30 protein-coding genes are annotated in these 25,416 nt (G+C 62.9%); 13 read left to right on the top strand and 17 right to left on the bottom strand.

Annotated features, from left to right (window positions below):
* Positions 1–27: 27 nt before the first annotated feature.
* From osmF to ACSBQS_RS02805, 5 genes are all read right to left on the bottom strand, one after another.
* Positions 28–957 carry a glycine betaine ABC transporter substrate-binding protein OsmF gene (gene osmF, locus ACSBQS_RS02825; protein ID WP_042783952.1) on the bottom strand — a complete coding sequence of 310 codons (930 nt, stop codon included), beginning with the start codon at positions 955–957 and terminating at the stop codon, positions 28–30.
* Between the two features lie 13 nt (positions 958–970).
* The gene (locus ACSBQS_RS02820) at positions 971–2,029 is read right to left on the bottom strand and encodes a fatty acid desaturase (RefSeq protein ID WP_197666276.1); all 1,059 of its coding nucleotides are present in this window, start codon (positions 2,027–2,029) and stop codon (positions 971–973) included.
* 89 nt (positions 2,030–2,118) lie between these two features.
* The gene (locus ACSBQS_RS02815) at positions 2,119–2,595 is read right to left on the bottom strand and encodes an OsmC family protein (RefSeq protein ID WP_197666275.1); all 477 of its coding nucleotides are present in this window, start codon (positions 2,593–2,595) and stop codon (positions 2,119–2,121) included.
* 140 nt (positions 2,596–2,735) lie between these two features.
* On the bottom strand, positions 2,736–3,110 hold the full coding sequence (locus ACSBQS_RS02810; protein ID WP_047572209.1) for a cell envelope integrity TolA C-terminal domain-containing protein: 375 nt from the start codon (positions 3,108–3,110) through the stop codon (positions 2,736–2,738).
* A gap of 41 nt (positions 3,111–3,151) precedes the next feature.
* Positions 3,152–4,063: a LysR substrate-binding domain-containing protein gene (locus ACSBQS_RS02805; RefSeq protein ID WP_342163142.1), complete on the bottom strand. Its 912-nt coding sequence runs from the start codon at positions 4,061–4,063 to the stop codon at positions 3,152–3,154.
* A gap of 140 nt (positions 4,064–4,203) precedes the next feature.
* On the opposite strand from ACSBQS_RS02805, the gene ACSBQS_RS02800 reads away from it, so the two are divergent.
* The 3 genes from ACSBQS_RS02800 to ACSBQS_RS02790 are packed head-to-tail and all read left to right on the top strand — an operon-like array spanning position 4,204 to position 7,335.
* The gene (locus ACSBQS_RS02800) at positions 4,204–4,848 is read left to right on the top strand and encodes a hydrolase (protein ID WP_046686653.1); all 645 of its coding nucleotides are present in this window, start codon (positions 4,204–4,206) and stop codon (positions 4,846–4,848) included.
* 48 nt (positions 4,849–4,896) lie between these two features.
* Positions 4,897–5,442: an antibiotic biosynthesis monooxygenase gene (locus tag ACSBQS_RS02795; protein ID WP_033652685.1), complete on the top strand. Its 546-nt coding sequence runs from the start codon at positions 4,897–4,899 to the stop codon at positions 5,440–5,442.
* 21 nt (positions 5,443–5,463) lie between these two features.
* Entirely contained in the window at positions 5,464–7,335 is a 1,872-nt protein-coding gene (locus ACSBQS_RS02790) for an amidohydrolase (protein ID WP_033652684.1), read from the top strand.
* Positions 7,336–7,436: 101 nt separating this feature from the next.
* On the opposite strand, the gene ACSBQS_RS02785 is transcribed toward ACSBQS_RS02790, so the two are convergent.
* From ACSBQS_RS02785 to ACSBQS_RS02775, 3 genes are all read right to left on the bottom strand, one after another.
* On the bottom strand, positions 7,437–8,567 hold the full coding sequence (locus ACSBQS_RS02785; RefSeq protein ID WP_142075190.1) for a Gfo/Idh/MocA family protein: 1,131 nt from the start codon (positions 8,565–8,567) through the stop codon (positions 7,437–7,439).
* 227 nt (positions 8,568–8,794) lie between these two features.
* A complete protein-coding gene (locus tag ACSBQS_RS02780; protein ID WP_033642346.1) occupies positions 8,795–9,418 on the bottom strand; it encodes a glutathione S-transferase family protein in 624 nt (207 codons plus the stop codon).
* Positions 9,419–9,427: 9 nt separating this feature from the next.
* Positions 9,428–9,610: a DUF1127 domain-containing protein gene (locus ACSBQS_RS02775; protein WP_071845081.1), complete on the bottom strand. Its 183-nt coding sequence runs from the start codon at positions 9,608–9,610 to the stop codon at positions 9,428–9,430.
* A 180-nt stretch (positions 9,611–9,790) separates the two neighbouring features.
* Here ACSBQS_RS02775 and ACSBQS_RS02770 point away from each other — a divergent pair, with 180 nt between their 5' ends.
* From ACSBQS_RS02770 to ACSBQS_RS02760, 3 genes are all read left to right on the top strand, one after another.
* A complete protein-coding gene (locus ACSBQS_RS02770; RefSeq protein ID WP_033642345.1) occupies positions 9,791–11,227 on the top strand; it encodes a PLP-dependent aminotransferase family protein in 1,437 nt (478 codons plus the stop codon).
* 81 nt (positions 11,228–11,308) lie between these two features.
* Positions 11,309–12,334: an AraC family transcriptional regulator gene (locus tag ACSBQS_RS02765; RefSeq protein WP_434989611.1), complete on the top strand. Its 1,026-nt coding sequence runs from the start codon at positions 11,309–11,311 to the stop codon at positions 12,332–12,334.
* Entirely contained in the window at positions 12,331–12,996 is a 666-nt protein-coding gene (locus tag ACSBQS_RS02760) for an epimerase (protein WP_197666273.1), read from the top strand. The genes ACSBQS_RS02765 and ACSBQS_RS02760 overlap by 4 nt, the downstream gene beginning before the upstream one ends.
* 10 nt (positions 12,997–13,006) lie before the next feature.
* Here the strand turns inward: ACSBQS_RS02760 and ACSBQS_RS02755 are convergent, their stop codons facing one another.
* Complete coding sequence (locus ACSBQS_RS02755) at positions 13,007–13,429, bottom strand: NUDIX hydrolase (protein ID WP_033642342.1); 423 nt, start codon at positions 13,427–13,429, stop codon at positions 13,007–13,009.
* A 107-nt stretch (positions 13,430–13,536) separates the two neighbouring features.
* On the opposite strand from ACSBQS_RS02755, the gene sseA reads away from it, so the two are divergent.
* Positions 13,537–14,382 carry a 3-mercaptopyruvate sulfurtransferase gene (gene sseA, locus ACSBQS_RS02750; protein ID WP_033652690.1) on the top strand — a complete coding sequence of 282 codons (846 nt, stop codon included), beginning with the start codon at positions 13,537–13,539 and terminating at the stop codon, positions 14,380–14,382.
* Here sseA and ACSBQS_RS02745 read toward each other — a convergent pair.
* The gene (locus tag ACSBQS_RS02745) at positions 14,379–15,248 is read right to left on the bottom strand and encodes a LysR substrate-binding domain-containing protein (protein WP_089196767.1); all 870 of its coding nucleotides are present in this window, start codon (positions 15,246–15,248) and stop codon (positions 14,379–14,381) included. The genes sseA and ACSBQS_RS02745 overlap by 4 nt on opposite strands.
* A gap of 280 nt (positions 15,249–15,528) precedes the next feature.
* Here ACSBQS_RS02745 and ACSBQS_RS02740 point away from each other — a divergent pair, with 280 nt between their 5' ends.
* The 4 genes from ACSBQS_RS02740 (at position 15,529) to ACSBQS_RS02725 (ending at position 17,937) form a co-directional block, all read left to right on the top strand.
* Complete coding sequence (locus tag ACSBQS_RS02740; RefSeq protein ID WP_197749648.1) at positions 15,529–16,764, top strand: FAD-dependent oxidoreductase; 1,236 nt, start codon at positions 15,529–15,531, stop codon at positions 16,762–16,764.
* A 68-nt stretch (positions 16,765–16,832) separates the two neighbouring features.
* Positions 16,833–17,093 (top strand): type II toxin-antitoxin system Phd/YefM family antitoxin, encoded by a 261-nt coding sequence (locus ACSBQS_RS02735; RefSeq protein ID WP_016928576.1) that lies wholly within the window; start codon positions 16,833–16,835, stop codon positions 17,091–17,093.
* A 1-nt stretch (position 17,094) separates the two neighbouring features.
* Positions 17,095–17,400: a type II toxin-antitoxin system RelE/ParE family toxin gene (locus ACSBQS_RS02730; RefSeq protein ID WP_232091342.1), complete on the top strand. Its 306-nt coding sequence runs from the start codon at positions 17,095–17,097 to the stop codon at positions 17,398–17,400.
* Positions 17,401–17,424: 24 nt separating this feature from the next.
* The gene (locus ACSBQS_RS02725; protein ID WP_197666270.1) at positions 17,425–17,937 is read left to right on the top strand and encodes a GNAT family N-acetyltransferase; all 513 of its coding nucleotides are present in this window, start codon (positions 17,425–17,427) and stop codon (positions 17,935–17,937) included.
* A 22-nt stretch (positions 17,938–17,959) separates the two neighbouring features.
* Here ACSBQS_RS02725 and ACSBQS_RS02720 read toward each other — a convergent pair whose 3' ends face one another.
* Positions 17,960–18,472, bottom strand: coding sequence for a DUF2165 family protein (locus ACSBQS_RS02720; RefSeq protein WP_085819318.1), 513 nt, complete (start codon positions 18,470–18,472; stop codon positions 17,960–17,962).
* Between the two features lie 134 nt (positions 18,473–18,606).
* Between ACSBQS_RS02720 and ACSBQS_RS02715 the strand changes: the two genes are divergently transcribed.
* Positions 18,607–18,870 carry a type II toxin-antitoxin system ParD family antitoxin gene (locus ACSBQS_RS02715; RefSeq protein ID WP_004939442.1) on the top strand — a complete coding sequence of 88 codons (264 nt, stop codon included), beginning with the start codon at positions 18,607–18,609 and terminating at the stop codon, positions 18,868–18,870.
* Positions 18,855–19,154, top strand: coding sequence for a type II toxin-antitoxin system RelE/ParE family toxin (locus ACSBQS_RS02710; protein ID WP_434989607.1), 300 nt, complete (start codon positions 18,855–18,857; stop codon positions 19,152–19,154). The genes ACSBQS_RS02715 and ACSBQS_RS02710 overlap by 16 nt, the downstream gene beginning before the upstream one ends.
* A 7-nt stretch (positions 19,155–19,161) precedes the next feature.
* Here the strand turns inward: ACSBQS_RS02710 and urtE are convergent, their stop codons facing one another.
* The 6 genes from urtE to ACSBQS_RS02680 are packed head-to-tail and all read right to left on the bottom strand — an operon-like array spanning position 19,162 to position 25,403.
* A complete protein-coding gene (urtE, locus tag ACSBQS_RS02705; protein WP_046686646.1) occupies positions 19,162–19,860 on the bottom strand; it encodes an urea ABC transporter ATP-binding subunit UrtE in 699 nt (232 codons plus the stop codon).
* Between the two features lie 12 nt (positions 19,861–19,872).
* On the bottom strand, positions 19,873–20,679 hold the full coding sequence (gene urtD / locus ACSBQS_RS02700; protein WP_015377102.1) for an urea ABC transporter ATP-binding protein UrtD: 807 nt from the start codon (positions 20,677–20,679) through the stop codon (positions 19,873–19,875).
* Positions 20,676–21,752: an urea ABC transporter permease subunit UrtC gene (gene urtC, locus ACSBQS_RS02695; RefSeq protein WP_025302022.1), complete on the bottom strand. Its 1,077-nt coding sequence runs from the start codon at positions 21,750–21,752 to the stop codon at positions 20,676–20,678. The genes urtD and urtC overlap by 4 nt, the downstream gene beginning before the upstream one ends.
* Entirely contained in the window at positions 21,752–23,332 is a 1,581-nt protein-coding gene (gene urtB, locus ACSBQS_RS02690) for an urea ABC transporter permease subunit UrtB (RefSeq protein ID WP_060447578.1), read from the bottom strand. Before urtB ends, urtC begins: the two co-directional genes overlap by 1 nt.
* 56 nt (positions 23,333–23,388) lie before the next feature.
* Positions 23,389–24,657, bottom strand: coding sequence for an urea ABC transporter substrate-binding protein (gene urtA, locus ACSBQS_RS02685; protein WP_025302020.1), 1,269 nt, complete (start codon positions 24,655–24,657; stop codon positions 23,389–23,391).
* Between the two features lie 35 nt (positions 24,658–24,692).
* Positions 24,693–25,403 (bottom strand): GntR family transcriptional regulator, encoded by a 711-nt coding sequence (locus tag ACSBQS_RS02680; protein ID WP_033652689.1) that lies wholly within the window; start codon positions 25,401–25,403, stop codon positions 24,693–24,695.
* Positions 25,404–25,416: the final 13 nt, after the last annotated feature.

Below are 25,416 nucleotides of genomic sequence, written 5' to 3'. Positions count from 1 at the left end.
CCCGTAGCAAGAGGGGGCACCTCGGCGTTATCCCTTAACAAATCCTTTCTCTTTCAGGTAAGCGGCCGCCACCTGTTTGGCGTCCTGGCCTTCCACGGCGATCTGCGCGTTGAGCTTTTGCAGCGTCGGCCCGTCCAGCGAGGCGAACACCGGCTTCAGCAGTTCAGGCAGATTGGCGTGCGCTTTCAGCGCCGCTTCGCGCACGATCGGCGCCGGCGCGTAGATGGGTTGTACGCCTTTCGGGTCCGCCAGCGTCTGCAACCCCAGCGCCGCCACCGGGCCATCGGTGCCGTAGGCCATCGCCGCGTTGACGCCGGAGGTCTGCTCCGCCGCCGCCTTGATGGTCACCGCCGTGTCGCCGCCGGCCAATGACAGCAGCTGATCCTGATTCAGCTTGAAACCGTAGGCGTTCTGGAACGCCGGCAGCGCATCCGGCCGCTCGATAAACTCCGCCGAGGCCGCCAGCTTGAACTTGCCCCCGCCGTTAATCCACTTGCCGAGATCCGCCAGCGTTTTGAGATGGTTGGCGTCCGCCACGTCCTGCCGAATGGCGATAGTCCAGGTATTGTTGGCTGGCGCCGCGTCCAACCAGACGATTTTGTTTTTGTCGTAGTCGAGCTGTTTCACCTTCTCGAAGCCAGCCTGGGCGTTCTTCCATGCCGGATCTTTCTCATCGGAGAAGAAAAACGCGCCGTTGCCGGTGTACTCCGGGTAAATGTCGATCTCGCCGGAGGTGATGGCGCCGCGCAGCACCTTGGTAGTGCCGAGCTGCAGTTTGTTGGTGGTTTTGATGCCGTTGGCTTCCAGCACCTGCACGATGATGTTGCCGAGCAGCGAACCTTCGGTATCGATCTTGGAGCCGACGCGTACCGAGTCGGCCGCCTGCGCCAGGCCGCCGGTGGCCAGCAGAACCAGCGCGACGGCAAAGGAACGTCCGCGTGATAAGGTGATTGCCATACTTTTCCTCTGGTTATATGTTTTCCGGCTCATGGGCCAGTTCGGTTGGAAAATCCTGAGAAACGCGCTTCCAGCGCGCAATAAAGTTTTTCTTCGGCCGGGCACCGCGTTCCTCCCGCCGTTCGCCGGCGCTCAGCGGATGCACGCCGACGTCGATCGGCGTCAGCGCGTAATCGCGCAGCCACTCGCCGTAGCCTTGCGCGACAAATCCCTGGCTGCGGCGCTGATACGCTTCGCGTTCCGCCAGATAGACTTCGCGCAAACCATACCAGGGCAGGCCGGGCAGATCGTGATGCACTAAATGGTAGTTCAGATTGAGAAACAACAGCCGCCACGGCCAGCCCGCCTCATTAATAATAGAACGTGCCTGCGGTGCGTCCACGGCGCGATGCTCAAAAAACGATCTTACCTTGGTCAGCGCCAGCGCCGGATAGCTGATGGCCAACAGGTAAAACGCCGTACCGATACCCTGCGCCTGCAGCCAGTGCAGCAGCGCCGCCAACAACGACAGGTGCACCAGCCACATAGCCCATACGCGCCATGCGCCACCGGCAAGCGCCTTCACCGCCGCGGCCAGGGTCGCGGCGATATCCAGCGCCGGGCCGAGGAGCACCCGGCCGATCAGCGTATTGCGCACCGCGGCCAGCAGCGGCAACAGGCGGGGATAACGCCGCCACTGCGCGGCGCTGAAGTAGTAGCTTTCGGGATCTTCGTGCGGATCGGTCAGGTGTTCATTGCGATGGTGGCGCAGATGCGAATCGCGATACAGCCCATAGGGATACCACACCGCCAGCGGCAACAGGCCGAACAGCTGATTGACGCGCGGCCGGCGCGTCGGATGGCCGTGGATCAGCTCATGCTGCAGCGACATATACCCGGTGGTCAGCAGGATCAGCAGCGGCGTGCCAAGCCACGGGCCCAGCGCCTGCCAATAATGCGCCACGCCAAACCAGCCGCCGTACACTGCCGCTATGATCCCCCAGGTGGGCAGTTCCAGCCGCCAGTGCCAACGCTGATAAAGCCGCCGGATCCGGTCGCGTTGTTCGGGGTGCAAATAGTGGGCGTGGGACATGCTGCGGCTCGCGGTTGGGGATTTTCCCCCAGTATCCGTGAGCCGCAGTGACGTTCAAAATAACGAAAATGGCAAAGCTAAGTGAAAATTCAGCGGGTTGCGTACACGGCCTGCGGTTCGCACGCCACCGGGAAATTCACCGAATTGGCGATAAAGCACAGGTGATGCGCCTTCTCATGCAGCTGTTGCGCCAGTTGCAGATCGTCGCCGTCGCGCACCGTGACCTGCGGCCGCAGCGTCACCGAGGTGAAAAAGCCGCCGCGCGCGGCGTCTTCGCGCATCACGCCCACGGCATCGTCCTGATAGGCCAGCACCGAAATTCCCGAGGTGGCACACAGATGCAAGTACCATAATTTGTGGCAAGCGCTGAGCGATGCTACCAGCAAATCCTCCGGATTCCAGCGCGTCGCGTCACCGCGGAAGGCCGGATCGGCTGAGCCGGCGATATCGGCCTTGCCCACGGCGCCGATCAGGTGATCGCGTCCATAAGCGCGATAATCTTCCGTGCCTGCGCCCAGATTTCCCTGCCAGGTCACCGAGACCTGATAATGATGCTCGCCTTTCATGTCTTTTGCTCCCGTTGGCCGGCCAATGAAAAATTGTCTGGGTGCATGCCCGGAGAACACTATTGGCGGAAAAGCGTGAATACGCAAACGACGAAACGAGAAAAAACGGGCCGCGCAGGCAGCCCGTCGGTCACATCCCTTTAGGGAACGAAATCGAGCACCACGGCGTTGAACAACGCGTATTCAGTGGCGCTGGCCATCGGTGGAAACTGCGCGCGCTGCACCGCCGCGTTGGCCGCCGCGCACAGCGGCGCATCGCCTCTTACGATCTTGCTGCTCGCCAGTTTCCCGTCCGGCCGCAAACGGATGCTGATGGTGCAGCGTTGGCCGCGCGCGTGCTCCGGCAAACGCAGCTCGCGGCTCACCGCGTTATGCACCCGCACCGGATAGCTGAGCGGCGCCGCAACCGGCGCCTCGGTCTGCGGCGACGGCAAGGGGGTGCCGGCCTGACGCCCGGCGCCCGCGCCGCAGCCGCTCAACAGTAACAGCGCCAACAGGCTTAGTGTCTTTTTCATTCCCTATGTCCTTATTGGGGATTAATCTTTATCGATCGCCCTTACTGCGCCGCTGGGTAAGCCTCACCGTCATCCGCGTAACGCTGCAGCCGCTCGCGCCACCACTTGACCGCCAGGCCGCTGGCGCTTTCCCGCCAGCCGAAGTAGGCGATGTCGCTGCAACGTTCCGATTCGACGCGTTTCGCCACCAGTTCGCCGCTGTTCAGGTAAGGTTCCGCCAAGGCGCGCGGCAGATAGCCGCAGCCCAGTCCGGCTAGCTGCGCCTGCAGTTTGGCGTCGAAGCCGAAGACTGTCAGCGTGTCTTGCTCTTCCAGCAGGTTCAGGCTCTGCGGCGCGTTGACGCGCGAGGTATCGCGCACCACCACCGCCCGGTGCTGACGGATCTCATCCTTCGGCAACGGTTCCGGCAGCGCGGCCAGCGGATGCTGCGGCGCGACGGCGAACACGTAATCCAGCTGCCCCAGGCGGCTGAACGCATAGCCCACCCGCGACGGCGGCTCGCAGATGGCGCCGATGATAATGTCGGCGCAGCCGTAAACCAGCGACTCCCAGGAGCCGGCCAGCACCTCGTGGCTGAAGCGCAGCCGGGTATGGTGATGCTGCCGGTAGAACTCTTCTATCAGCGGCAACAGGCGGGCAAACGGGAAGGAGGCGTCGATCCCGAGCGTGATCTCGCTTTCCCAGCCGTTTTCGACATAGCGCGCCTGCTGTTCCAGATCCTGCGCCGCGCGCAGCAGCACCCGCCCTTTTTCCAGCATCAGCTTGCCGGTATCGGTGAACTTCGCCCGATGGCCGGAGCGATCGAGCAGGGTGATGTCGAGATCGTTCTCGAGCTTTTGCACCATATAGCTCAGTGCCGAAGGGGTTTTAAACAGTGCGGCGGCCGCGGCGGCGAAAGATCCGTGCCGGTCCAGCGCGTCCAAAATCAGCAGCGCTTCCAGGTTTAATCTCATGTTTTCTCCCGTGTATAAAAAAACTCAACAAGTCGGCAAAAATTCTGCGGTATCTTTGAAATCGCCCTCTGCCTACCATGGGTTTTATCGGCGTTACACTCATCAGATGTTCAACCGAAATATCACTGGGAAGGTAAATTATGTCCAAGTTTCAACTGCTTGATAAAGACAACTCCGCACTGATTTTTATCGATCATCAACCGCAAATGGCCTTCGGCGTGGCTAATATTGATCGTCAGCAACTGAAAAACAACGTTGTTGGTTTGGCGAAGGCAGGCAAGATTTTCAACGTTCCTACCCTTTTCACCTCGGTCGAAACCGAAAGCTTCAGCGGCTATATCTGGCCGGAGCTGCTGGCGGTACACCCTGAAATCACCCCGATTGAACGCACCTCGATGAACTCCTGGGAAGACGCGGCCTTCGTCAAAGCCGTGGAAGCCACCGGCCGCAAAAAGCTGGTGATCTCCGCGCTGTGGACCGAAGTGTGCCTGACCTTCCCGGCGCTGATGGCGCTGGAAGCCGGCTATGAAGTGTATGTGGTGACCGACACCTCCGGCGGCACCTCCGTCGATGCGCACGAGCGCTCGATCGAACGCATGGTGCAGGCCGGCGCCGTACCGGTGACCTGGCAGCAGGTGCTGCTGGAGTACCAACGCGACTGGGCGCGCAAAGACACCTACGACGCGGTGATGGCGCTGGTGCGCGAACACAGCGGCGCGTACGGCATGGGCGTCGACTACGCTTACACCATGGTGCACCACGCACCGGCCCGCACGGTGAAATAATTCCCCCTGCCCCGGCTCCGCGCCGGGGTATTTTCAGGAGTCGGTTTTATGGCCCATCCGCAGCATGTCACGCTGGTGATCACCCACCGTTTGGCGCCGGGGAACGAGCAGGCCTATGAGGCCTGGCTGAACCGCATCATGCCGGACGCCGCGGGCTTCACCGGCCATCTGGGCGTCAACGTCATCCGCCCATCCGACAGCGAACAGGCCTATACGGTGCTGGTCCGCTTCGACAATGTCGATAATCTCTACCGCTGGCTCAACTCGCCGCTGCGCAAGCAATACATCGAAGAAGTCACTCCGCTGTTGCTGGAGAATGACCATATCGAGATCCGCCCCGGCGCGGAGTTCTGGTTTACCCCGCCCAACCCCGGCGTGCGCCAACCGCCCCAGTGGAAGCAGTTCATCATCACCCTGCTGGTGATCTTCCCTTCCACCAACCTGGTGCCCTGGTTTTGGGGGCTGGCGCTGCCGCAGTTGAACGGCACGCTGCTCGGCCATTTTCTCAATGACGCCACCGTGGTCGCTCTGGTGGTGTACCTGTGGATGCCCATCGTGACTCGCGTTTTTCATCAATGGCTGATCCGCCGCTAGGCGGTTCGCCGGGAGAATGTTATGAACCACCACGCTTCATTGATCCTCACCAACGGCAAATTTCACACCGTTGACCGCCAAAACCTCACCGCGCAGGCGGTCGCTATTCGCGACGGCAAGTTTCTGGCGGTCGGCAGCGAAGCCGAAGTCATGCAACACGCCGGGCCGGAAACCCAGGTGATCGATCTGCACGGCCACACCGCCATTCCGGGCCTGAACGACTCGCACCTGCACCTGATCCGCGGCGGCCTGAACTACAACCTGGAGCTGCGCTGGGAAGGCGTGCCTTCGCTGGCCGACGCGCTGCGCATGTTGAAAGAGCAGGCGCTGCGCACGCCGAGCCCGCAATGGGTGCGGGTAGTCGGCGGCTGGACCGAGTTCCAGTTTGCCGAACGCCGCATGCCGACGCTGGACGAAATCAACCAGGCGGCGCCGGACACGCCGGTATTTATTCTGCATTTATACGATCGCGCGCTGCTCAACCGCGCGGCGCTGAAGGTAGTCGGCTACACCAAAGACACGCCGAACCCGCCGGGCGGGGAGATCCAGCGCGACGCCAACGGCAACCCGACCGGCATGCTGATCGCCAAACCCAACGCCATGATCCTTTACGCCACGCTGGCGAAAGGGCCGAAGCTGCCGCTGGAACAGCAGGTCAACTCCACCCGCCAGTTTATGCGTGAGCTGAACCGCCTAGGCCTCACCAGCGCCATCGACGCCGGCGGCGGTTTCCAGAACTACCCGGAGGATTATCAGGTGATCGCCGAGTTGCACGAGAAAAAGCAGCTGACCATCCGCATCGCCTATAACCTGTTCACCCAGCGGCCGAAGCAGGAACTGGAAGACTTCGAGCTGTGGACCGACATGCTCAAACCGGGCCAGGGTACCGACTTCTATCGCCACAACGGCGCCGGCGAGATGCTGGTGTTTTCCGCCGCCGACTTCGAAGACTTCCTGCAGCCGCGCCCGGATCTGCCGCCGGGCACCGAAGACGAGCTGGAGCGGGTGGTGCGCCATCTGGTCGAGCACCGCTGGCCGTTCCGCCTGCACGCCACCTATGACGAATCCATCAGCCGCATGCTGGACGTGTTCGAGAAGGTGAACCGCGATATTCCGTTCAACGGCCTGCACTGGCTGTTCGACCACGCCGAAACCATTACCGAACGCAATATCGAGCGCGTCAAGGCGCTGGGCGGCGGCATTGCGGTCCAGCACCGCATGGCGTTCCAGGGGGAATATTTCGCCGACCGCTACGGCATCGAAGCCACCAAACATACGCCGCCGGTAGCGAAAATGTTGGCGGCCGAGCTGCCGGTCGGGCTGGGCACCGACGCCACCCGCGTCGCCAGCTACAACCCGTGGACGGCGCTGTACTGGCTGGTCTCCGGCCGCACCGTCGGCGGCATGGCGATGTACGACGACAGCGCCCGGCTGGATCGCGAAACGGCGCTGATGCTGTGGACCCAGGGCAGCGCCTGGTTCTCCACCGAACAGGGCAAGAAAGGCCAGATCAAGGTCGGCCAACTGGCGGATTTGGCGGTGCTGTCGCAGGACTACTTCAGCGTGCCGGAAGAGCAGATCAAAGGCATCGAGTCGGTAATGACGGTGGTGGACGGCAAGGTGGTCTACGCCGCCGGCAGCTTCTCGCCGCTGGCGCCGCCGCCGCTGCCGGTGCTGCCGGAGTGGTCGCCGGTCACCCAGGTGCCGGGCCATTACCGCTCCGCGCCGCCGTCGGCGGCGGCCCGCGTCGGGGTAGTGAGCCAGGCGCACCAATGCTGCGGCCCGTGCGGCGTGCACGCGCACCAGCATGACATCGCGCGCCGCTCCAGCATCCCGGTGTCGGACGAGAATGCCTTCTGGGGCGCGTTCGGCTGTTCGTGTTTCTCGTTCTAAGTTATCAAGCCAATAACTTGTTATAAAATTAATTTAATAAGCTATTAAGCTGGCAACATAATAAATTAATGGCGCTGTCCGCGGAGAGCGCCATTTCCTTTTCAATCGCGGTTGATCTCCAGCCAGCGCCGCTGCTCGGCGGAGGCGGCTATCGCGTCCAGCACGCACGACACCTTCCAGCCCTCTTCAAAGTCCGGCCACATGCGATCGCCCGCGGCGATGCCGTTGACCAGATCGCGGATCTCCACCGTCTTCTGATCGTTAAAACCGATGCCGTGCCCGGCGCTGATGCAAAACGCCGCATAGTCCGGGTGCTTCGGCCCCACCAGCAACGTCTTGAACCCCTGCCGCTCCGCCGGTTCATCGTGTCGATACAGCTTCAGTTCGGCCATCCGTTCCTGGGTATAACTCAGCGTGCCTTTGGTGCCGGTAACCACATAGGTCAGCCCCATCTTGCGCCCGCAGGCGATGCGCGACGTTTCGATAGTGCCCATCGCCCCGCCGGCGAAACGCAGCAGCGCACTGGCCTGATCTTCGTTTTCCACCGGATGCATACGCGACGGGTCTTGCGGATCCGGCCGCTGTTTGATCACGGTCTGCATATCGCCACAGACCGCCACGATATCGCCCACCAGGTAGTGCGCCATATTGACGATGTGCGCCGCCAGATCCCCCAACGCGCCCAGCCCGGCGCTGGCGCGGCGGCAGTGCCAGTCGATCGGCGTGCGCGGGTCGGCCAGGTAATCCTCATTGTGGGTGCCGTAAAAATGCACCACCTCGCCGATTTCGCCGTTGGCGATGATCTCGCGCGCCAGCTGGCTGGTGGGGTTTTTCATGTAGTTGAAACCGACCAGCGTTTTCACCCCCTTGGCGCGGGCGGCCTGCACCATCTCCGCCGCGTCGGCGGCGTCCAGCGCCAGCGGTTTTTCCGAATACACGTGCTTGCCGTGGCGGATCGCCGCCAGCGCCATCTCTTTGTGCAAGAAGTTGGGGGCGCAGATGTCCACCACGTCGATCGCCGGATCGGCCACCAGCTGCCGCCAGTCGCCGGTCGAACGCGCAAAGCCGAACTCGGCCGCGCGCTGCGCCGCCAGCTCGGGCGTCACCTCCGCCAGCATCTCCAGCACCAGATCCCCTTTAAGGGGAAATACCGTGGGGGCCTGCGCATAAGCGATAGCGTGACAACGCCCGATATAGCCGGTGCCGATTAACCCAACGCGTACCTGTTTCATCATCCTCTCCCGTGACCGAAATCTTGCCTGAAACCCGGCGCCCTGAGTGAAACGCGCCAGCTGATAACGGTTTTATATGGAATATAAATTTCAATAACAAGCGCACGGAAAAAGAAAGTTCGGATTCGTGATGTCGTTCATGAAACGTTGACAGGATGATGCAAAAGGAAAATCCGAACGCGGCGTTGCCGTATCCGGATAAGGTAAAATGAACCATTTATTTCATATTACGGTAAACCGTTGGCACCGTGCTGAACGTAGCCAGGGCGTTGCAGCAGGCGCTGCTGATAGGCCGCCAGCGCCGCATACTCCGGCCGCTCGAACGGCGTCATCAGCCAGCGGTTGAGCGACAGCCCCAGCACCACGTCCGCCAGCGTGAAGGCGGCGCCGGCGGCATAAGGGCCGTGCTGCGCCAAATGCGCATCCAGCAAGCCCATCAGCCGATTCCACTCGCGCTCGGCGGCGGCCAGGCTGGCGGCATCCTGATAATCCGCATGCCCGCGCACGCGCGACATGAACACATAGCGCCAGGCGCCGTTCAGATCGGTGGCCTGCCAGTCCATCCACATCTCCACCGCCGCGCGCGCGCCGGGTTCCTGCGGCAGCAGATCGCGGCGCCCTTCCCGCCCCGCCAGATAGCGGCAAATGGTGTTCGACTCCCACAGCACCCGTGCGCCGTCGATCAGCACCGGCACCAGGCCGTTGGGATTGAGCGCCAAAAACTCGGGTTCCTGCGTGGAGCGAAAGCCGCTGCCCCAGTCTTCCCGTTCCAGCGTCAGCCCCAGCTCATGGCTGGTCCACAGCACTTTACGCACGTTGATCGATGAGGCTTTGCCCAATAATTTCAGCATCCGCTTTCCTTATTCTCTCCAGAACGGTTTATACCCTTCTCGCCAGGCATCCGCCCGCGTCAGGCCGATATCCGCCAGTTGCCTGTCGTTCAGCAGCAGTAACTCTCTGCGCGTTCTGCGACGCAACAAATACCAACGCCAGCGTGACCAGCCTCCCCGTCGCCACGTCGTCATGCCATCAAACAGAGCCATCTTATTATTCCCCCTGATGTTTTCGCCTTGTTGTGATGATGCGCGCCGGGCAAAAAACAATACAGATGCACGTTAGCGCTATTTTTTTCATACAGCTGCATACCAAAATGCGCTGAATGGTTTACTTTTGAGGCATCTGTACCGGTTTTTCGGTTACTTTTCCTGATGAGGGATATCTGTATGACACGCTACGCCACGCTGGCCGCCATTCTCAGCCAACGCATTCAGCAAGGGCTGTATCCGGTCGGCCACCGCTTGCCTTCGGTGCGCGCGCTGAGCCTGGAACACGGCGTCAGCATCAGCACGGTGCAACAAGCCTACCGCCTGCTGGAAGAACGGCGCCTGGTGGAAGCGCGACCGAAATCGGGCTACTTCGTGCATGCGCAGCGCACGCAGGCCGAGCTGCCCGCCATGACGGCGCCGACGCAGCGGCCGGTGGACATTTCGCAATGGGAACAGGTGCTGGAACTGGTGCGCACCCGGCCGCGCGAGGGCCTGATCCAACTGGGGCGCGGCATGCCGGACATCGCCGAGCCGACGATGAAACCGCTGATCGTCGCCCTGCGCAACGCCGCCCGTCACGGCGACTTGCGCAGCCTGTATTACGACAGCATTCAGGGCGTGACCGCGCTGCGCGAACAGGTCGCTCGCCTGCTGCTGGATTCCGGCTGCCAAATCGGCGCCGATCAGTTGCTGATCACCACCGGCTGTCAGGAAGCGATCTCCGCCGGGCTGCGCGCCGTTTGCCAACCCGGCGACATCGTGGCGGTCGATTCCCCCTGCTTCCACGGCACCATGCAAACGCTGAAGGGATTGGGCATCAAAGCGCTGGAAATCCCCACCGATCCGCTGACCGGCGTGAGCCTGGCGGCGCTGGAGATGGCGCTGGAACAGTGGCCGGTCAAGGCCGTCCTGCTGACGCCCAACTGCAACAACCCGCTGGGCTACATCATGCCCGACGCCCATAAACAGCGGCTGCTGACGCTGGCGCAGCGCCACGACGCGGCGATCATCGAGGATGACGTTTACGGCGACATCGCCTATCACTACCCGCGGCCGCGCACCATCAAATCGTTCGACGAAGATGGCCGCGTGCTGCTGTGCAGCTCGTTTTCCAAAACGTTGGCGCCGGGGCTGCGCGTGGGCTGGATCGCGCCCGGCCGCTATCTGGAGCGGGTGCTGCACATGAAGTTCATCGGCTCCGGCGCCACCGCCACCCAGCCGCAGCTGGCGATCGCCGACTTCATCCGCGGCGGGCACTATCTGAAGCACCTGCGGCGCATGCGCGCCCGCTACCAGCAAAACCGCGACCGCATGACCGATCTGATCCTGAAATACTTCCCGGCCGGCACCCGCGTCAGCCGGCCGCGCGGCGGTTTTATGCTGTGGATCGAACTGGACGAGGCGTTCGACACCCTGCGGCTGAACCGCCATCTTGAACAGCAAGGCGTGCAAATCGCCGTCGGCAGCATTTTTTCCGCCGCCGGCAAGTACCGCAACTGTCTGCGCATCAACTATGCGCCGACGCTGACGACGGAGATCGAACAGGCGGTACAACGGGTCGGCGCCACCATCCAGGCGCTGATGCCAACCGACAGTTTGGCGCAATCGGATTAAATCTTGACGCGATCGGATTATCGGCACGCGGACAGGCTGTTTTAGAGTAATGCCCTCTCTTACCACTGGCAGGCAACAACCATGAGCAGCGATCAAATTCCGGTTTCCAACGCGTTGGCGGTGCGCCTCGCGGCGCAAGGCGTCGATCTCGAACGGGTCGGTCAGTTAGCCGGCTTGCCCGCCGGGCTGCTCAGCGAGCGGCGCGTAAAAGTGCGGTTGACCACCCACCAGTTCTTCGCCGTCTGGCGCGCCCTCGCCCAACTGAGCGACGATCCCGCCTTTGGTCTGCGGCTGGGCGGCGACGTCGCGCCGGAGCATTACGATATCGCGTCAGTCGCCGCACTGCACTCCGCCACGATGGGCGAGGCCCTGCGTAAAGTCGCGCGCTACAAACGGTTGGTGTGCCCGGAAGAACTGATGCTGGAGGAAGATGGCGACAGCGTTCGGCTGCATACGCGTTGGACGATGATCGAGGACCATACGCCGGAATTGCTGATAGACACCATGTTCGCCTCTATCACCACCCTGTGCCGCCGTGGCACCGGTTTACCGCTGCAGCCCAAGGCGCTTGAGGTGACCCGCCGTCGCGATCCCCACTCACCGCTGCTGCGCCACTTCGGCTGCCCGGTGCGATTCGACGCGCCGCTGGACGTGCTGGTATTTGACCGTGCGCTGATGCAGCAGCCGCTTATCACCCACGACCAGGACATGCTGGCGCTGCTGCTGCCGGAGCTGGAGGCCGAGTTGGCCGAAGCGCGCGCCGAGCAAGACTTGCCCACACAGGTGACGACGATCCTCGGCCGCAGCATGCGCGGCCAGCGCCCCAGCGTCAACAGCGTGGCCGCGGAGCTCTATCTCAGCCCACGCACGCTGCAGCGCCGTCTGCAACGGCACGGCTACAGCTACCAGCAGTTGTTGGACAAAACCCGCCACCGCACCGCCTGCCGCTTGTTGGCGGAGACCGATCTTGAGCCAGGGGAAATCGCCTTTGTGCTGGGATTCGAAGAGCTGAATTCGTTCAGCCGCGCCTTTATTCAGTGGGAAGCGCTGACGCCCAGCCGCTGGCGCATGCAGCGCACCGCCGGCCAGTGGGAGAACAGGGCATGAAAGTGATTATCTTCGGCGCCAGCGGCATGGTGGGCCAGGGCGCGCTGCGGGAATGCCTGCGCGATCCGCGGGTCAGCGAAGTGCTCAGCATCGGCCGTCGTCCGGTGGCGCAGAGCCACGCCAAACTGCGCCAGCTTTCTGTGCCCGATCTGCGTGATCTGTCGGCGCTGGAGCCGCAGCTCGCCGGCTATGACGCCTGTTTCTTCTGCCTGGGGATTTCGTCCGCCGGCCTGAGCGAAGCCGAGTATCGCGCGGTGACTTACGATCTGACGCTGGCCGCCGCCCGCCCGCTGGCGAGGCTGAATCCGACGATGGTCTTCCTCTACGTTTCCGGCGTCGGCACCGACAGCAGCGAACGCGGCCGCAGCATGTGGGCCAGGGTCAAGGGTGCCACCGAAAACGCGCTGCTGGCGCTGCCGTTCCACGCGGTGATGTTCCGCCCCGGCGCCATTGTGCCGCTGCACGGCATTCGCTCCAAAGTCCGCGCATACGATCTGATTTATCGGCTGTTCAAGCCGCTGTGGCTCGGCGCATTGCGACTGTTTCCCGCGCAGGTGAGCAGCACCGAACGAATCGGGCTGGCGATGCTGGCGGTGGCGCGCCGGGAAACGGCCTTGCGCATCCTGGAGCCGCCGCAGATCAATCAACTGGCGACGCGCTGAAATACCGTCATCAACCGCGCCGCCGCCAATACTCCGCCACCCGGCGGCGCAGATGCTCGATGCCCTGCGGATGCTCAATAAACTGCGCCACCGGCATCATCCGCCAGCGCTGGCCTTCGTCGCCGAAGCGAATGGCGGCGATCTGCGCCGGGGCGATCTCGCCGGCCATAAACCAGGTCGGCGGGGAGCCGGGCAAAATGCCGGCGTAGCGTCGCCGCCAGACAACCTGGTGTTCGGCGATCGCCACGCCGAACTCTTCCCGCGTTTCCCGCTGCACGCACTGCAGCGGCGTTTCGCCGTTTTCCCGCCCGCCGCCGGGCAGATCCCACTGACCGGGCCACGGAATGCCCGGCTTGTCGTCCCGTTGGTAAACCAGCAAGAGACCGTCGCACAGCAGCGCGATCTTGGCCCCGCCAAACGCCTCGTCCGTCATGATTTCTCCGCTCCCGGCCCCATCGCCTTTGACTGAACATCATACTTCATCCCCGCGCGGCCTGGTGTATAGTGAAAATCCGTTTTCACAACAGGCGAACAATGACGATGAACTCTCCGTTTCTGGTGACTCCCCAATGGCTTGCGCAACATATCAACGATGAAAATCTGGTGGTGATCGACGTTCGGATGTCGCCGGTCGGGCTGACGCCGAAAAAAGACATGCTTGCCGAGTTCGAACGCGGCCATATCCCCGGCGCGGTCTATTTTGATATCGACGACGTGGCGGACAAAAACACCGCGCTGCCGCACATGTTGCCGACGGCGGCGGAATTCGCCGCGGCGGCGGGCCAATTGGGCATCAGCGAGCGCGATACCCTGGTGATTTACGACGAGGGCAACCAGTTCTCCGCACCGCGCGGCTGGTGGACTTTCCGCAATTTCGGCGCCGAGCGCGTTTATGTGCTGGATGAAGGGCTGAACGGCTGGACCGCGCTGGGGCAAGCGCTGGAAACCGGCCCGGCGCAGCCTGCCCCGCAGACGTTCAACGCCCGGTTCAACGCCGACGCGGTGGTGGATATGCGGCAAGTGGAGCAAGCGTTAGGCACACCGGTGCAAATTCTCGACGCCCGCGCCGCGCCGCGCTTTTATGCCGAAGCGCCAGAGCCGCGCCCCGGCCTGCACCGCGGCCATATTCCCGGCAGCATCAACATTCCGTACGGCGAGCTGCTGGAAAACGGCCGCTTCAAATCGTTGGAAGCGCTGCGCCAAACCTTCAGCGACAAGGGGGTGGACATCAACGGCCCAATCATCACCAGCTGCGGCTCCGGCGTGACGGCGGCGGTGCTGGCGTTTGGCCTGCTGTCGCTCGGCGCGCCGCAGGTCAAGTTGTATGACGGCGCCTGGAGCGAATGGGGCCAGCTGAGCGGCAAGCAGCCTATCGCCCAAGATTAAGTTTCGATCCGCTCGACCACGATCTGCGCCAGCCGCTGCACGGCGGCCGAAGGCTGATCCTCGGCGCGGTGCAACACCACGCCGAGTTGGCCGAGAGCGGGCAGCAGATCGGGGGCCAGCGGCGACAGGCCGGGCGGCAAGCCCGCCGCCGTGCGCACCGTAACGCCCAACCCGGCGCTCACCGCCGCCCACACGCCGTTCAGGCTGCGGCTGCTAAAGGCGATGCGCCAGGGTATGCCGGCGCGATCCAGCGCCTGCGTCGCCGCGCTGCGCATCAGACAGGGCGCGTCGAACATCACCAACGGCAGCGGCTCATCCCCTTCTCGCCAGGGCGCCAGCGCGAAGCCGGACGACGCGATCCAGTGCAACTGCCGCTGCCCCAGCGCTTGATGAAACGGCGTGCTCAGACCGCCATCCCACGCCAGCGACAGATCCAGCTGGCCTTTCAGCACCCAGTCGATCAGCTCGGCATTACGCGCGATGCGCGCCTCGATCCTCACCTTTGGATTGGCGCGCGCGAAGCTGCCCAACACCTGCGGCAGAAACGTCTCGCCGAAATCCTCCTGCAACCCCAGCCGCACCGTGCCCTGCAGATCCAGCCCGCGCACCGCGGCGGCGGCTTCGTCATTAAGCTCCAGCAGGCGGCGCGCGTAGCCAAGCAGAGTTTCCCCCGTCTCGGTCATCACCATGCCGCGCCCGGCCTTGCGCAGGATCGGCGCGCCAACCTGCTGTTCCAGTTTTTTCAGGTGGGCGCTGACCGCCGACGTCGAGCGCCCCAGCCGTTCAGCCGCCTTGGCGAAGCTGCCCAGCTCGACGCCGGTGACGAAGCTGCGCAAATCCTCGAGATCGAACGTTATTCGCCCCATGCTGACCATCCTGATTTTCTGAACCATCAATCAAAATAATACCGATTTTACTGATAAAGATGGCGTGTCACGCGCTCCGGGTCAATGTCTTTCCGGAGAATCCTTATACTCGCGATGCAATACCGTTTTCCCCTGCCCGCCGGTTCCGCCCCTCTGTCCGCTCCCTTTGACCACACTGCGCCGCGGGTTGACAGCTCAATGTGATATTGATAATCATTATCAATATTGCATATTCATTTGCGGCTCGCGGGATGCGGGCCGTTCTCCGGGGTCAACCGTCATGTCGTCATCACCAATCACACCTTACGCCACCACCTGCTGCATCGTGGGAGGCGGCCCCGCCGGGCTGATGCTCGGCTATCTACTGGCGCGGGCGGGGATCGACGTGACGGTGCTGGAGAAGCACGCCGATTTCCTGCGCGATTTTCGCGGTGACACCATTCACCCGTCGACGCTGGAAGTCATGCATCAACTGGGCCTGCTCGACGAACTGCTGACGCTGCCGCATCAGCGCGCGGAATCTCTGCACGCCGAAGTCGCCGGACGCGACATCAAGCTGGCGGATTTCACCCGCCTGCCGACGCGCTGCAAATTTATCGCCTTTATGCCGCAGTGGGAGTTCCTCAACTTTTTGGCCCAGCAGGCCGCCGCCTTCCCCAACTTCAGGCTGCTGACCTCAACGCAGGTTCACCAGCTGCTGTACGACCGCGGCCAGGTGTGCGGCGTGCTGGCCGACACGCCGGAAGGCCCGATCCGCGTGCGCAGCCAGTTGGTGGTCGGTACCGACGGCCGCAACTCGGTGGTGCGCGAACAGGCGGCGCTCAGCAGCCGATCCTTCGGCGCGCCGCGCGACGTATTATGGATGAAGCTCAGCAAGCAGCCGGGCGATCCGGCCTGGTCGATGGGCCACACCGGGCCGAAACAGAACTTCATCATGATCGATCGCGGCGACTACTGGCAGTGCGGTTACTCGATCGACAAAGGCAGCTTCGATGCGATCCGCCACAGCGGGCTGGAGAAATTTTTACTGCACCTCGCTGAGGTGGCGCCGTTCCAGGACGATCGCCTGCAGGAGATCGTCGAGTGGGATCAGGTCAAACTGCTGAGCATTCGCATCGATCGTCTGGATCGCTGGGCCAAACCGGGAGTGCTGTGCATCGGCGACGCCGCGCACGCCATGTCGCCGATCGGCGGCGTGGGCGTCAACCTGGCGATTCAGGACGCGGTGGCCGCCGCCAACGCCCTGATCCCGCCGCTGCGCCAGCATCGGCTGCAGCTGAAGCATCTGCTGAGCGTGCAGCGCCGGCGCGAATTCCCCACTCGCGCCATCCAGTTTTTGCAGATCAAAATGAGCCAGCGCAAGCCGGGCGAACGCCGCGCGGCGGGCGGCTCGCGCTTGATCGCCCGCGTCGGCAACAGCCGCTGGCTGCCGCGCCTGTTCGGCCGCATCATCGGCCTGGGTTTTCGCCGTGAAACACCGCGGCATCTGTCCAACGAAATCTGCCCGCCGGAATAGCATTGGTGATTTTTTCATCGCGCCGTATAATGGTTAAATCGAACGATTTAATTAACTGGAGCGATTAAATGTACGCACTCACCGCGAACGAGGCCAAAACCCAATTCGGCGATTTGCTGCTCAAGGCGCAGCGTGAACCGGTGCAAATCAATCGCAACGGCAAACCGGTCGCCGTCGTCATGTCTGTAGAAGATTACCAGGCGCTGGAAGATCTCAAATTAAGCGCACTGCAGCAAAAAATCGCGCAGGCTACCGCCGAGGAAGACGCCGGTAAGGCGGTAGACGGCGATGCCTTCTTCAACCGTCTGCTCACCGATGAAACAGACTGAGATGCCCGCGTTTCGCCTCACCCCGCAGGCCCAACAAGATCTGCTGGCTATTCGTCATTTCACCATCGAGCACTGGGGCCAAGCGCAATCTCGCCGCTATCTTGAGCAGTTGAGAGAGGTCATGCATCATTTGGCAGATATGCCGGAAGCGGGTAAAGCTCACTTCCACGATCTGGGCGAAGAGATACGCAGTTTTCCTTACGCCAGCCATAGGATCTACTACCGCAACCGCCCTACCGGCATCACCGTTCTCGCCATTCTGCATCAGGCGATGGTGCCTCACCGGCATCTGGAACAACGGCTGTAATTTTTCTTACTCAAAGGGGCACTGATGTTCACCGTCCGTCAGGCATTGCTGGAAGATTTAACGCAAGTGCGCGATATCGGCATCCGCACCTACCGCGCCCACTTCGGTGAGCTGTGGCGCTACCCGCACGAGCTGGAGGCCTTTCTGGCGGAGGATTTTTCCGTCTCCGCGCTGGAACGGACGCTGCGCGATCCCGACGTATGCTGGCTGTTGGCCCATGAGGATGACGCCCTCGTCGGCTATGCGCGGGTGAACTTCGACAGCCTGCTGGCACCAACCGAGCACATCGGCGCAGAGCTGCAGAAAATCTATTTTCTGCCGGGCCATGCCGGCAACGGCTATGGCCAGCGCCTGTACGAACAGGTGCAGCAGCGGGCTATCGACCGTCGGCAAAAAACGCTGTGGCTGGAAGTGCTGCAACGCAACACCCGCGCCCAACGTTTTTATCAGCGTCAAGGATTGAGCATTTGTGGCGAGACCTGCTACACCAGCGCCCAGGGCTCGATAGGCATTTGGTATATGAGCAAGACGCTGTAACCGCGCCCCGCTCCGCCGTCGTTTAGCGCGGTTCCCGCTGCAGCATCAGGAACAGCAAGGCAAACGCATTGGGCGCCAGGTAGATCAGCGCCCCCAGCTGCACCGCCAGCGGATCCTTCTTGGCCTGCCAGGCCATAAACCAGTCGCCGGCGACCACCATAAAGCCGACGCCCCACACCGTTATCGCGCAAAGCGCCCCCAGCATCGCCCAGGCTTTGCCCTTGGCGAAAGCGGCGTAAGAGCCTTTCAATCGCCCGATCATCAACGCCACGCCCGCCGTCGCGAATAGGCCGGCCAGCGTTTCCAGCGCGGTGATGACCGCCAACCCCAACATGCAGGCCCAGTCGGCGCTGATCGCGCGCCACATCAGCCCAGGCGTTTGATAAGTATCCTGCATGGCGAGCAGCGGCCCCACCGCATTGCGCGCGGTGCCGGCGAAATCCGCCGTATTGTTCAACAGGCTAAACAGCCCCCACAGGGCCGGAAACAGGGACAGGACGATGCAACCGAGGCGTGACACAGTGATTTCGTTCATGGTTATCCTTAATGAATAAACGGGTGGCTCCCGTCCTCATGACGGGACCGCTATTGAGATCCTGATAGTTTGACGTGCACAATGTAAGAACTAATCTTACAATGACGCAGCATAGCCGAAAGTGAGGAGGAACAATGGGCAGAACACTAACGGTAGATCTGGGTGACGAACTGCGTAGCTTCGTCGAAGACCTGGTGGCCAGCGGCGATTACCGAACGCCCAGTGAAGTCATCCGCGAATCCGTGCGCACTTTGCGCGAACGTACCGCCGCCTCAAAACTGGAAGAGCTTAGGCGCTTGATCGCCGAAGGAGAGAACAGCGGCGAAGCCGTCGAATGGGATCGTGATGTGTTCATGGAAAGAATACGGAGCAAAGCAAAAGGATGCGCAGGAGAGTAACCGTTCGTCCAAAAGCGTTGGACGATATGGAAGAGATCTATTTTTACGGGTTGGCGCACTTTGGCTTGCAGGTGGCCGAAGATTATCTGCGCCGCCTGCATCTGGCTTTCGATAACCTTAGCCACCACCAACTCGGCAAAAACATCGATGCAATCGGCCCCGGCCTATGGGTATTGCCCGTCGCCAACCACCTGATTTATTTTCGACAGCACAGGCGGGAGGTGAATATCATCAGAGTGCTGCATCATTCCCGCGATCCGCTCAGCCAATCCTTTTTCAGCTGACCCAACGTTAAATCGCCACCAGCGCGCGGACGCCGTCCTGTTCCATAGCGCTGCCGGCGCCGCGCTGCACGATGCTGCCGCGCGACATCACCAGATAGCTGTCCGCCAGGTCGGCGGCGAAGTCATAGAACTGCTCCACCAGCAGGATCGCCATATCGCCCCGCGCCGCCAGCTGTTTGATCACCGCGCCGATCTCCTTGATCACCGAAGGTTGGATCCCTTCCGTCGGTTCGTCGAGGATCAACAGCTGCGGTCGGCAGGCCAGCGCCCGGCCGATCGCCAGCTGCTGTTGCTGCCCGCCGGAAAGATCGCCGCCGCGCCGATCCTTCATTTGCCGCAGCACCGGAAACAGTTCATAGATCGGATCCGGCACCGCGCGCGCGTCGGCGCCGGAAAAACGCGCCAGCCCCATCAGCAGATTTTCCTCCACCGTCAGGCGCGGAAAAATCTCCCGCCCCTGCGGCACATAGGCGATGCCCGCCTGCACCCGCTGATGCGGCTTTTTACCGGTGATGGTTTCGCCCCGCCAACGGACGCTGCCGCTGCGCGCCGGGATCAGCCCCATCAGGCATTTCAGCAGCGTGGTCTTGCCCACGCCATTGCGCCCCAGCAGGCAGGTCACCTCGCCGATGCGCGCCTCGAACGACAGGCCGCGCAGAATGTGGCTGCCGCCGTAATACTGATTCAATTCCTCTACCTGCAGCATGATTACGCCTCCTCAGCGCCCCAGATATACCTCAATCACCCGTTCATCGGCCTGCACCTGCGCCAGCGATCCTTCCGCCAGCACCTGTCCCTGATGCAGCACCGTCACGCGATCGGCAATGGTTTCCACAAACCCCATGTCGTGCTCCACCACCATCAGCGAATGCTTGCCCGCCAGCTCGCGGAACAGTTCAGCGGTGTAGTCGGTTTCAGCGTCGGTCATGCCGGCCGCCGGCTCGTCGAGCAACAGCAGGTGCGGTTCCTGCACCAGCAGCATGCCGATCTCGAGAAACTGTTTCTGCCCGTGGGACAGCAACCCGGCGGGCCGGTGGCGCTCATGCCCCAGCCGCAGGGTCTTCAGCATCTCGTCGATGCGGTCGCGCTGTTCGCTGCTTAAACGGGCGCGCAGGCAGGCCCATACCGACTTGCGGGTTTTCTGGGCGATCTCCAGATTTTCGAACACCGTCAGCGCCTCGAACACCGTCGGTTTTTGAAACTTGCGGCCGATGCCCGCATGGGCGATCTGCATCGGCGCCAGCCGGGTCAGATCGACGGTCTGGTCGTAAAACACCCTGCCGCTGTCCGGCCGGGTTTTGCCGGTGATCACATCCATCAGCGTGGTCTTGCCGGCGCCGTTGGGGCCGATCACGCAGCGCAGTTCGCCGACGCCAATGCGCAGCGACAGATCGGTCAGCGCGCGAAAACCGTCGAAGCTGACGTTGACGTTGTCGAGCTGCAGCACCGGATCGGTTTGCTGCCGGTATTTGTCCGCCGGCAGCGGATGGGTAAACAGTTCGTCGGTCACTTGCATCGCCTTCATGAGGATTTCCTCCGACGCAGCAGGCCAATCACCCCTTTGGGCAGAAACAACGTGACGACGATAAACATCAGGCCGAGGAAAAACTGCCAGTATTCGGGAATGGCCATGGTGAACCAGCTCTTGGCGCCGTTGACGATGCCGGCGCCGAGCAGCGGCCCCACCAGGGTGCCGCGCCCGCCGAGGGCGACCCAGATGGCGGCCTCGATGGAGTTGGTCGGCGACATTTCGCCGGGGTTGATGATGCCGACCTGCGGCACATAGAGCGCGCCGGCCAGCCCGCACAGCACCGCCGACAGTGTCCAGACGAACAGCTTGAAGCCCTTCGGATCGTAGCCGCAGAAGGTCAGGCGGTTTTCCGCATCGCGCACCGCGGTCAGCACCCGGCCGAACTTGCTACGCGCCAGCGCAAAGCCGATGGCCAGGCTGGCGGCCAGCAGCAGCACCGTCGCCAGGAACAGCGCCACCCGCGTGCCGGCGGCGGTGATGGGAAAGCCGAGCAGCGTGGTGAAACCGGTAAAGCCGTTATTGCCGCCGAAACCGGTCTCGTTGCGAAAGAACAGCAGCATGCCGGCATAGGTCAGCGCCTGGGTCATGATCGAGAAGTACACCCCTTTGATTTTCGAGCGAAAGGCGAAGTAGCCGAACAGGAAAGCCAACAGGCCCGGCACCAGCACGATCAGGCACAGCGCCCAGGCGAAATGCTGGGTGCCGCTCCAGAACCACGGCAGCTCGTTCCAGGAGAGGAACGCCATAAACGCCGGCAGCCCGTCGCCCGCCGCCTGCCGCATCAGGTACATGCCCATGGCGTAGCCGCCGAGCGCGAAGAACAGCCCGTGGCCGAGCGACAGCAGCCCGGCATAGCCCCACACCAGATCGAGCGCCACCGCCACCACCGCGTAGCACAGGATCTTGCCCGCCAGCGTCAGGGTATAGGTGGACACCGCCAGCGGATGATCCGCCGGCAACAACGTCATGAACGGCATGACCAGCAGCGCCAGCAACGCCAGCCCGCCGATGCTCAACGCCAGCCGGGGCGCTTTCTGCACGCCGGTTACTGTCAATGGTTGGCTCATCAGTCAATCACCCTGCCCTTAAGGGCGAACAGCCCCTGCGGACGCTTTTGAATAAACAGAACGATCAGCACCAGGATCAGGATCTTGCCCAACACGGCGCCGATCTGCGGCTCGAGGATCTTGTTGACGATGCCGAGGCCGAAGGCCGCCGCCACCGTCCCCGCCAGCTGGCCGACGCCGCCGAGCACCACCACCAGGAACGAGTCGATAATGTAACCTTGCCCCAGCTCCGGTCCGACGTTGCCCAACTGCGACAGCGCCACCCCACCGAGCCCGGCGATGCCGGATCCCAACCCGAAGGCCAGCATGTCCACCCGCCCGGTGGGCACGCCGCAGCAGGCCGCCATCGCGCGGTTTTGCGTCACCGCGCGCACGTTCATGCCGAGCCGGGTTTTGTTCAGCAGCAGCCAGGTCAACGCCAGCACCAGCAGCACGAACGCGATCACCGCGATGCGGTTCCACGGCAACACCAGGTTCGGCAACAGCTGCACGCCGCCCGACAGCCACGCCGGGTTGGCGACCTCGACGTTCTGCGCGCCGAACAGCACCCGCACCAGTTGGATCAGCACCAGGCTGATGCCCCAGGTGGCCAGCAGGGTTTCCAGCGGCCGGCCGTACAGGTGGCGGATCACCGTGCGCTCCAGCAGCATGCCGATCCCGGCGGTGATGGCGAACGCCACCGGCAGCGCCGCCAGCGGGTAGAGCGCCAGCCACTGCGGCGCAAATTGCTGAAACAACCCCTGCACCAGATAGGCGGAATAGGCGCCGAGCATCAGCATTTCGCCGTGCGCCATATTGATGACGCCGAGCAGGCCGTAGGTGATCGCCAGGCCAAGCGCCGCCAGCAGCAGGATCGAACCGAGCGACAGGCCGCTGAACGCCTGGCCGAGCAGATCGCCGATCATCAGGCGGTGCTGCACGCGCTGCAAGCTGCGCTGCGCCTCGGCGCGCACCGCGGCGTCCGGCTCATTGGCCGCATCGGTCAAGGCTTGCAGCCGCGCGCGGGTTTCCGGCTCGCCCGATTCCCCCAGCAGCCGCACCGCATTGAAGCGCACCTGCGGGCTGGCGTCGGCCAATTGCAGGTTCGCCAGCGCAATGCTCAGCGCGTCGCGTACCTGCGGGTCTTTCTCCTGCGCCAGCCGCCGGGTCAACAGCGGCAACTGCTCGCCCTGCGCCTCACGCTGCAGCGCGGTCGCCGCCTGCAGCCGCACCGCCGCGTCCGCGCTGACCAACCGCTGCGCCGACAACGCGTTGGCGATCAGAATGCGCAGCCGGTTGTTCAGCCACACCTTCTTCGGCTCGCCAACCGGGGCCGCCTCACCTTCAAGCGGCAGATAGCGGTCGCCCTGGCGGATAAAGGCGCGTTTCGCCCCGTCGATCGCCACGGTTTCCTGCTGCAGCCCCTGCAGCAACGGCAGGCGCGCGGCGTCCGGCTCGGCCGCCCACGCCTGCAGCAGTTTGGCCTGCTGCGCGCGAGTGGCCGCCGCGAACTCATCGGCCGGCCCAGCCTGCGCCAGCAGGGGCCAGGCGCACAACAGCCACAGCCCGGCGCGCAGAGAGGATAAAAACGGAGATTGCATCAGCTGCCTCTTCTGTTGAGCCGGCGCGCGTCGGGCCGCGCCGGCGCTGAGTGACGTTACTTGCCGCCTTTCACCGGGTAATCCGGTTTTTTGTCGTTGCCGGCGATATACGGACTCCACGGCTGCGCGCGCACCGGCGCCTCGGTCTGCCACACCACGTTGAACTGGCCGTTGCCCTCGATCTCGCCGATCATCACCGGCTTGTGCAGGTGGTGATTGGTCTTGTCCATGGTCAGCGTGAACCCCGACGGCGCGGCGAAGGTTTGCCCGGCCATCGCCGCGCGCACCTTATCGACGTCGGTGGTGCCGGCCTTTTCCACCGCCTGCGCCCACATGTGGAGGCCGACGTAGGTGGCCTCCATCGGATCGTTGGTGACCGCAGTGGCGTAATTCGGCAGATTGTGCGCCTTGGCGTAGGCTTTCCACTGGCTGACAAACTGTTTGTTGGTCGGATTATCCAGCGATTCGAAGTAGTTCCAGGCCGCCAGGTTGCCCACCAGCGGCTTGGTGTCGATGCCGCGCAGCTCTTCCTCGCCGACCGAGAAGGCGATCACCGGCACGTCGGTGGCCTTGACGCCCTGGTTGGCGAGTTCTTTGTAGAACGGCACGTTGGAATCGCCGTTAATGGTGGAAATCACCGCGGTGTTGCCGCCGGCGGCGAACTTCTTGATGTTGGCGACGATGGTCTGGTAATCGCTGTAGCCGAACGGCGTATAGACCTCTTCGATATCCTTGTCCTGCACGCCTTTGCTGTGCAGGAAGGCGCGCAGGATCTTGTTGGTGGTGCGCGGATAGACGTAATCGGTGCCCAACAGGAAGAAGCGCTTGGCGCCGCCGCCGTCCTCGCTCAGCAGGTATTCCACCGCCGGGATCGCCTGCTGGTTCGGCGCCGCGCCGGTGTAGAACACGTTCGGCGACATCTCTTCGCCTTCGTATTGCACCGGATAGAACAGCAGGCCGTTCAGCTCCTCAAACACCGGCAGCACCGACTTGCGCGACACCGAAGTCCAGCAGCCGAACACCGCCGCCACCTTGTCCTGGCTCAGCAACTGGCGCGCCTTTTCGGCGAACAGCGGCCAGTTGGAGGCCGGATCCACCACCACCGGCTCCAGCTTTTTGCCGAGCACCCCGCCTTTGGCGTTGATCTCGTCGATGGTCATCAGCGCCACATCCTTCAGCGGCGTCTCGGAAATCGCCATGGTGCCGGAGAGCGAACTCAGAATACCGACCTTGATGGTGTCGGCGGCCTGCGCGCTCCAGGCCAGGCCCAGGCCGACAGCGGCGGCGGACAGCGCAAAAGCTTTGATAAAACGACGACGTTGCATAGTTCAAACTCCTGATGTGTATGAAATCAAAATCGTTACGCCGAGCGCGCAGGCTGCTGAGCCCGCGCCTGGTGCAACATGTGCAGCGTTATTTTTCGCACTTCTGCCTTGCTGACGGCGATGTGCTCGCCGAGCAGCGTTTGCGCCTCCCCGCTTTGCCGCTGCAGGATCGCCTGCAAAATGGCGGCGTGCTCGCGGTAGGTGGCGTCCACCCGCGCCTGCTGGGTGAAATCCAGCCGGCGAATGATGCGGATCTTTTCGGTCAGTTCGCGGTGAATGCGCGCCATTTCGCCGTTGCCCGCCGCGGCCACCAACGCCTGATGAAACTGCTCATCGTGCTGCGACACCGCCTTGCCGTCCGCCAGACGCGGCGCTTCGGTCCAAAAACGGCTCAGCGCCGCCAGCGCGTCCGGCGTTTCCCCGGCCGGGCGTTCGCACAGCCGTTTCACCGCCTCTTGCTCCAGCACGATGCGCAGGTCGTACAGCTCTTCGAAGTAGGCGAAGTCGAACGGCCGCACCTGCCAACCGCTGCGAAACAGCACCTCGACATAGCCTTCGCGCTCCAGCCGAAACAGCGCCTGACGCACCGGCGTGCGGCTGGCCGCCATGCGCTGCGCCACGTCGCTTTCGCTGAAGCGATCGCCCGGCAGCAGGCGAAACTCGAAGATGTCGGCCTTGAGCTGCAGATAAATGCGCTCCGCCAGCCCCTCCGGGCGCGCCTTGTGCTCTCCGTTGGTGATTTGCATCATCGCTCCTCCG

This window comes from Serratia sp. H402Y (genome assembly GCF_051172415.1).
Taxonomy (GTDB): domain Bacteria; phylum Pseudomonadota; class Gammaproteobacteria; order Enterobacterales; family Enterobacteriaceae; genus Serratia; species Serratia ureilytica.
The sequence above is the reverse complement of the archived record's forward strand: the minus strand, read 5'-3'. Positions and strand labels throughout refer to the sequence as shown.

Bases quoted from the DNA above. Each gene is read 5' to 3' on its own strand.
- ACSBQS_RS02780 (WP_033642346.1), bottom strand. From the start codon at position 9,418: ATGCTGAAATTATTGGGCAAAGCCTCATCGATCAACGTGCGTAAAGTG.
- ACSBQS_RS02725 (WP_197666270.1), top strand. From the start codon at position 17,425: ATGTTCACCGTCCGTCAGGCATTGCTGGAAGATTTAACGCAAGTGCGC.
- urtC (WP_025302022.1), bottom strand. From the start codon at position 21,752: ATGAGCCAACCATTGACAGTAACCGGCGTGCAGAAAGCGCCCCGGCTG.
- urtA (WP_025302020.1), bottom strand. From the start codon at position 24,657: ATGCAACGTCGTCGTTTTATCAAAGCTTTTGCGCTGTCCGCCGCCGCT.
- ACSBQS_RS02760 (WP_197666273.1), top strand. From the start codon at position 12,331: ATGAAAGTGATTATCTTCGGCGCCAGCGGCATGGTGGGCCAGGGCGCG.
- ACSBQS_RS02735 (WP_016928576.1), top strand. From the start codon at position 16,833: ATGTACGCACTCACCGCGAACGAGGCCAAAACCCAATTCGGCGATTTG.
- ACSBQS_RS02820 (WP_197666276.1), bottom strand. From the start codon at position 2,029: ATGTCCCACGCCCACTATTTGCACCCCGAACAACGCGACCGGATCCGG.
- ACSBQS_RS02715 (WP_004939442.1), top strand. From the start codon at position 18,607: ATGGGCAGAACACTAACGGTAGATCTGGGTGACGAACTGCGTAGCTTC.
- ACSBQS_RS02795 (WP_033652685.1), top strand. From the start codon at position 4,897: ATGGCCCATCCGCAGCATGTCACGCTGGTGATCACCCACCGTTTGGCG.
- ACSBQS_RS02785 (WP_142075190.1), bottom strand. From the start codon at position 8,567: ATGAAACAGGTACGCGTTGGGTTAATCGGCACCGGCTATATCGGGCGT.
- ACSBQS_RS02815 (WP_197666275.1), bottom strand. From the start codon at position 2,595: ATGAAAGGCGAGCATCATTATCAGGTCTCGGTGACCTGGCAGGGAAAT.
- ACSBQS_RS02680 (WP_033652689.1), bottom strand. From the start codon at position 25,403: ATGCAAATCACCAACGGAGAGCACAAGGCGCGCCCGGAGGGGCTGGCG.
- urtE (WP_046686646.1), bottom strand. From the start codon at position 19,860: ATGCTGCAGGTAGAGGAATTGAATCAGTATTACGGCGGCAGCCACATT.
- ACSBQS_RS02800 (WP_046686653.1), top strand. From the start codon at position 4,204: ATGTCCAAGTTTCAACTGCTTGATAAAGACAACTCCGCACTGATTTTT.
- ACSBQS_RS02720 (WP_085819318.1), bottom strand. From the start codon at position 18,472: ATGAACGAAATCACTGTGTCACGCCTCGGTTGCATCGTCCTGTCCCTG.
- urtB (WP_060447578.1), bottom strand. From the start codon at position 23,332: ATGCAATCTCCGTTTTTATCCTCTCTGCGCGCCGGGCTGTGGCTGTTG.
- ACSBQS_RS02730 (WP_232091342.1), top strand. From the start codon at position 17,095: ATGCCCGCGTTTCGCCTCACCCCGCAGGCCCAACAAGATCTGCTGGCT.
- ACSBQS_RS02770 (WP_033642345.1), top strand. From the start codon at position 9,791: ATGACACGCTACGCCACGCTGGCCGCCATTCTCAGCCAACGCATTCAG.
- ACSBQS_RS02740 (WP_197749648.1), top strand. From the start codon at position 15,529: ATGTCGTCATCACCAATCACACCTTACGCCACCACCTGCTGCATCGTG.
- ACSBQS_RS02790 (WP_033652684.1), top strand. From the start codon at position 5,464: ATGAACCACCACGCTTCATTGATCCTCACCAACGGCAAATTTCACACC.
- ACSBQS_RS02710 (WP_434989607.1), top strand. From the start codon at position 18,855: ATGCGCAGGAGAGTAACCGTTCGTCCAAAAGCGTTGGACGATATGGAA.
- ACSBQS_RS02765 (WP_434989611.1), top strand. From the start codon at position 11,309: ATGAGCAGCGATCAAATTCCGGTTTCCAACGCGTTGGCGGTGCGCCTC.
- ACSBQS_RS02805 (WP_342163142.1), bottom strand. From the start codon at position 4,063: ATGAGATTAAACCTGGAAGCGCTGCTGATTTTGGACGCGCTGGACCGG.
- urtD (WP_015377102.1), bottom strand. From the start codon at position 20,679: ATGAAGGCGATGCAAGTGACCGACGAACTGTTTACCCATCCGCTGCCG.
- ACSBQS_RS02775 (WP_071845081.1), bottom strand. From the start codon at position 9,610: ATGGCTCTGTTTGATGGCATGACGACGTGGCGACGGGGAGGCTGGTCA.
- ACSBQS_RS02810 (WP_047572209.1), bottom strand. From the start codon at position 3,110: ATGAAAAAGACACTAAGCCTGTTGGCGCTGTTACTGTTGAGCGGCTGC.
- ACSBQS_RS02755 (WP_033642342.1), bottom strand. From the start codon at position 13,429: ATGACGGACGAGGCGTTTGGCGGGGCCAAGATCGCGCTGCTGTGCGAC.
- osmF (WP_042783952.1), bottom strand. From the start codon at position 957: ATGGCAATCACCTTATCACGCGGACGTTCCTTTGCCGTCGCGCTGGTT.
- ACSBQS_RS02745 (WP_089196767.1), bottom strand. From the start codon at position 15,248: ATGGGGCGAATAACGTTCGATCTCGAGGATTTGCGCAGCTTCGTCACC.
- sseA (WP_033652690.1), top strand. From the start codon at position 13,537: ATGAACTCTCCGTTTCTGGTGACTCCCCAATGGCTTGCGCAACATATC.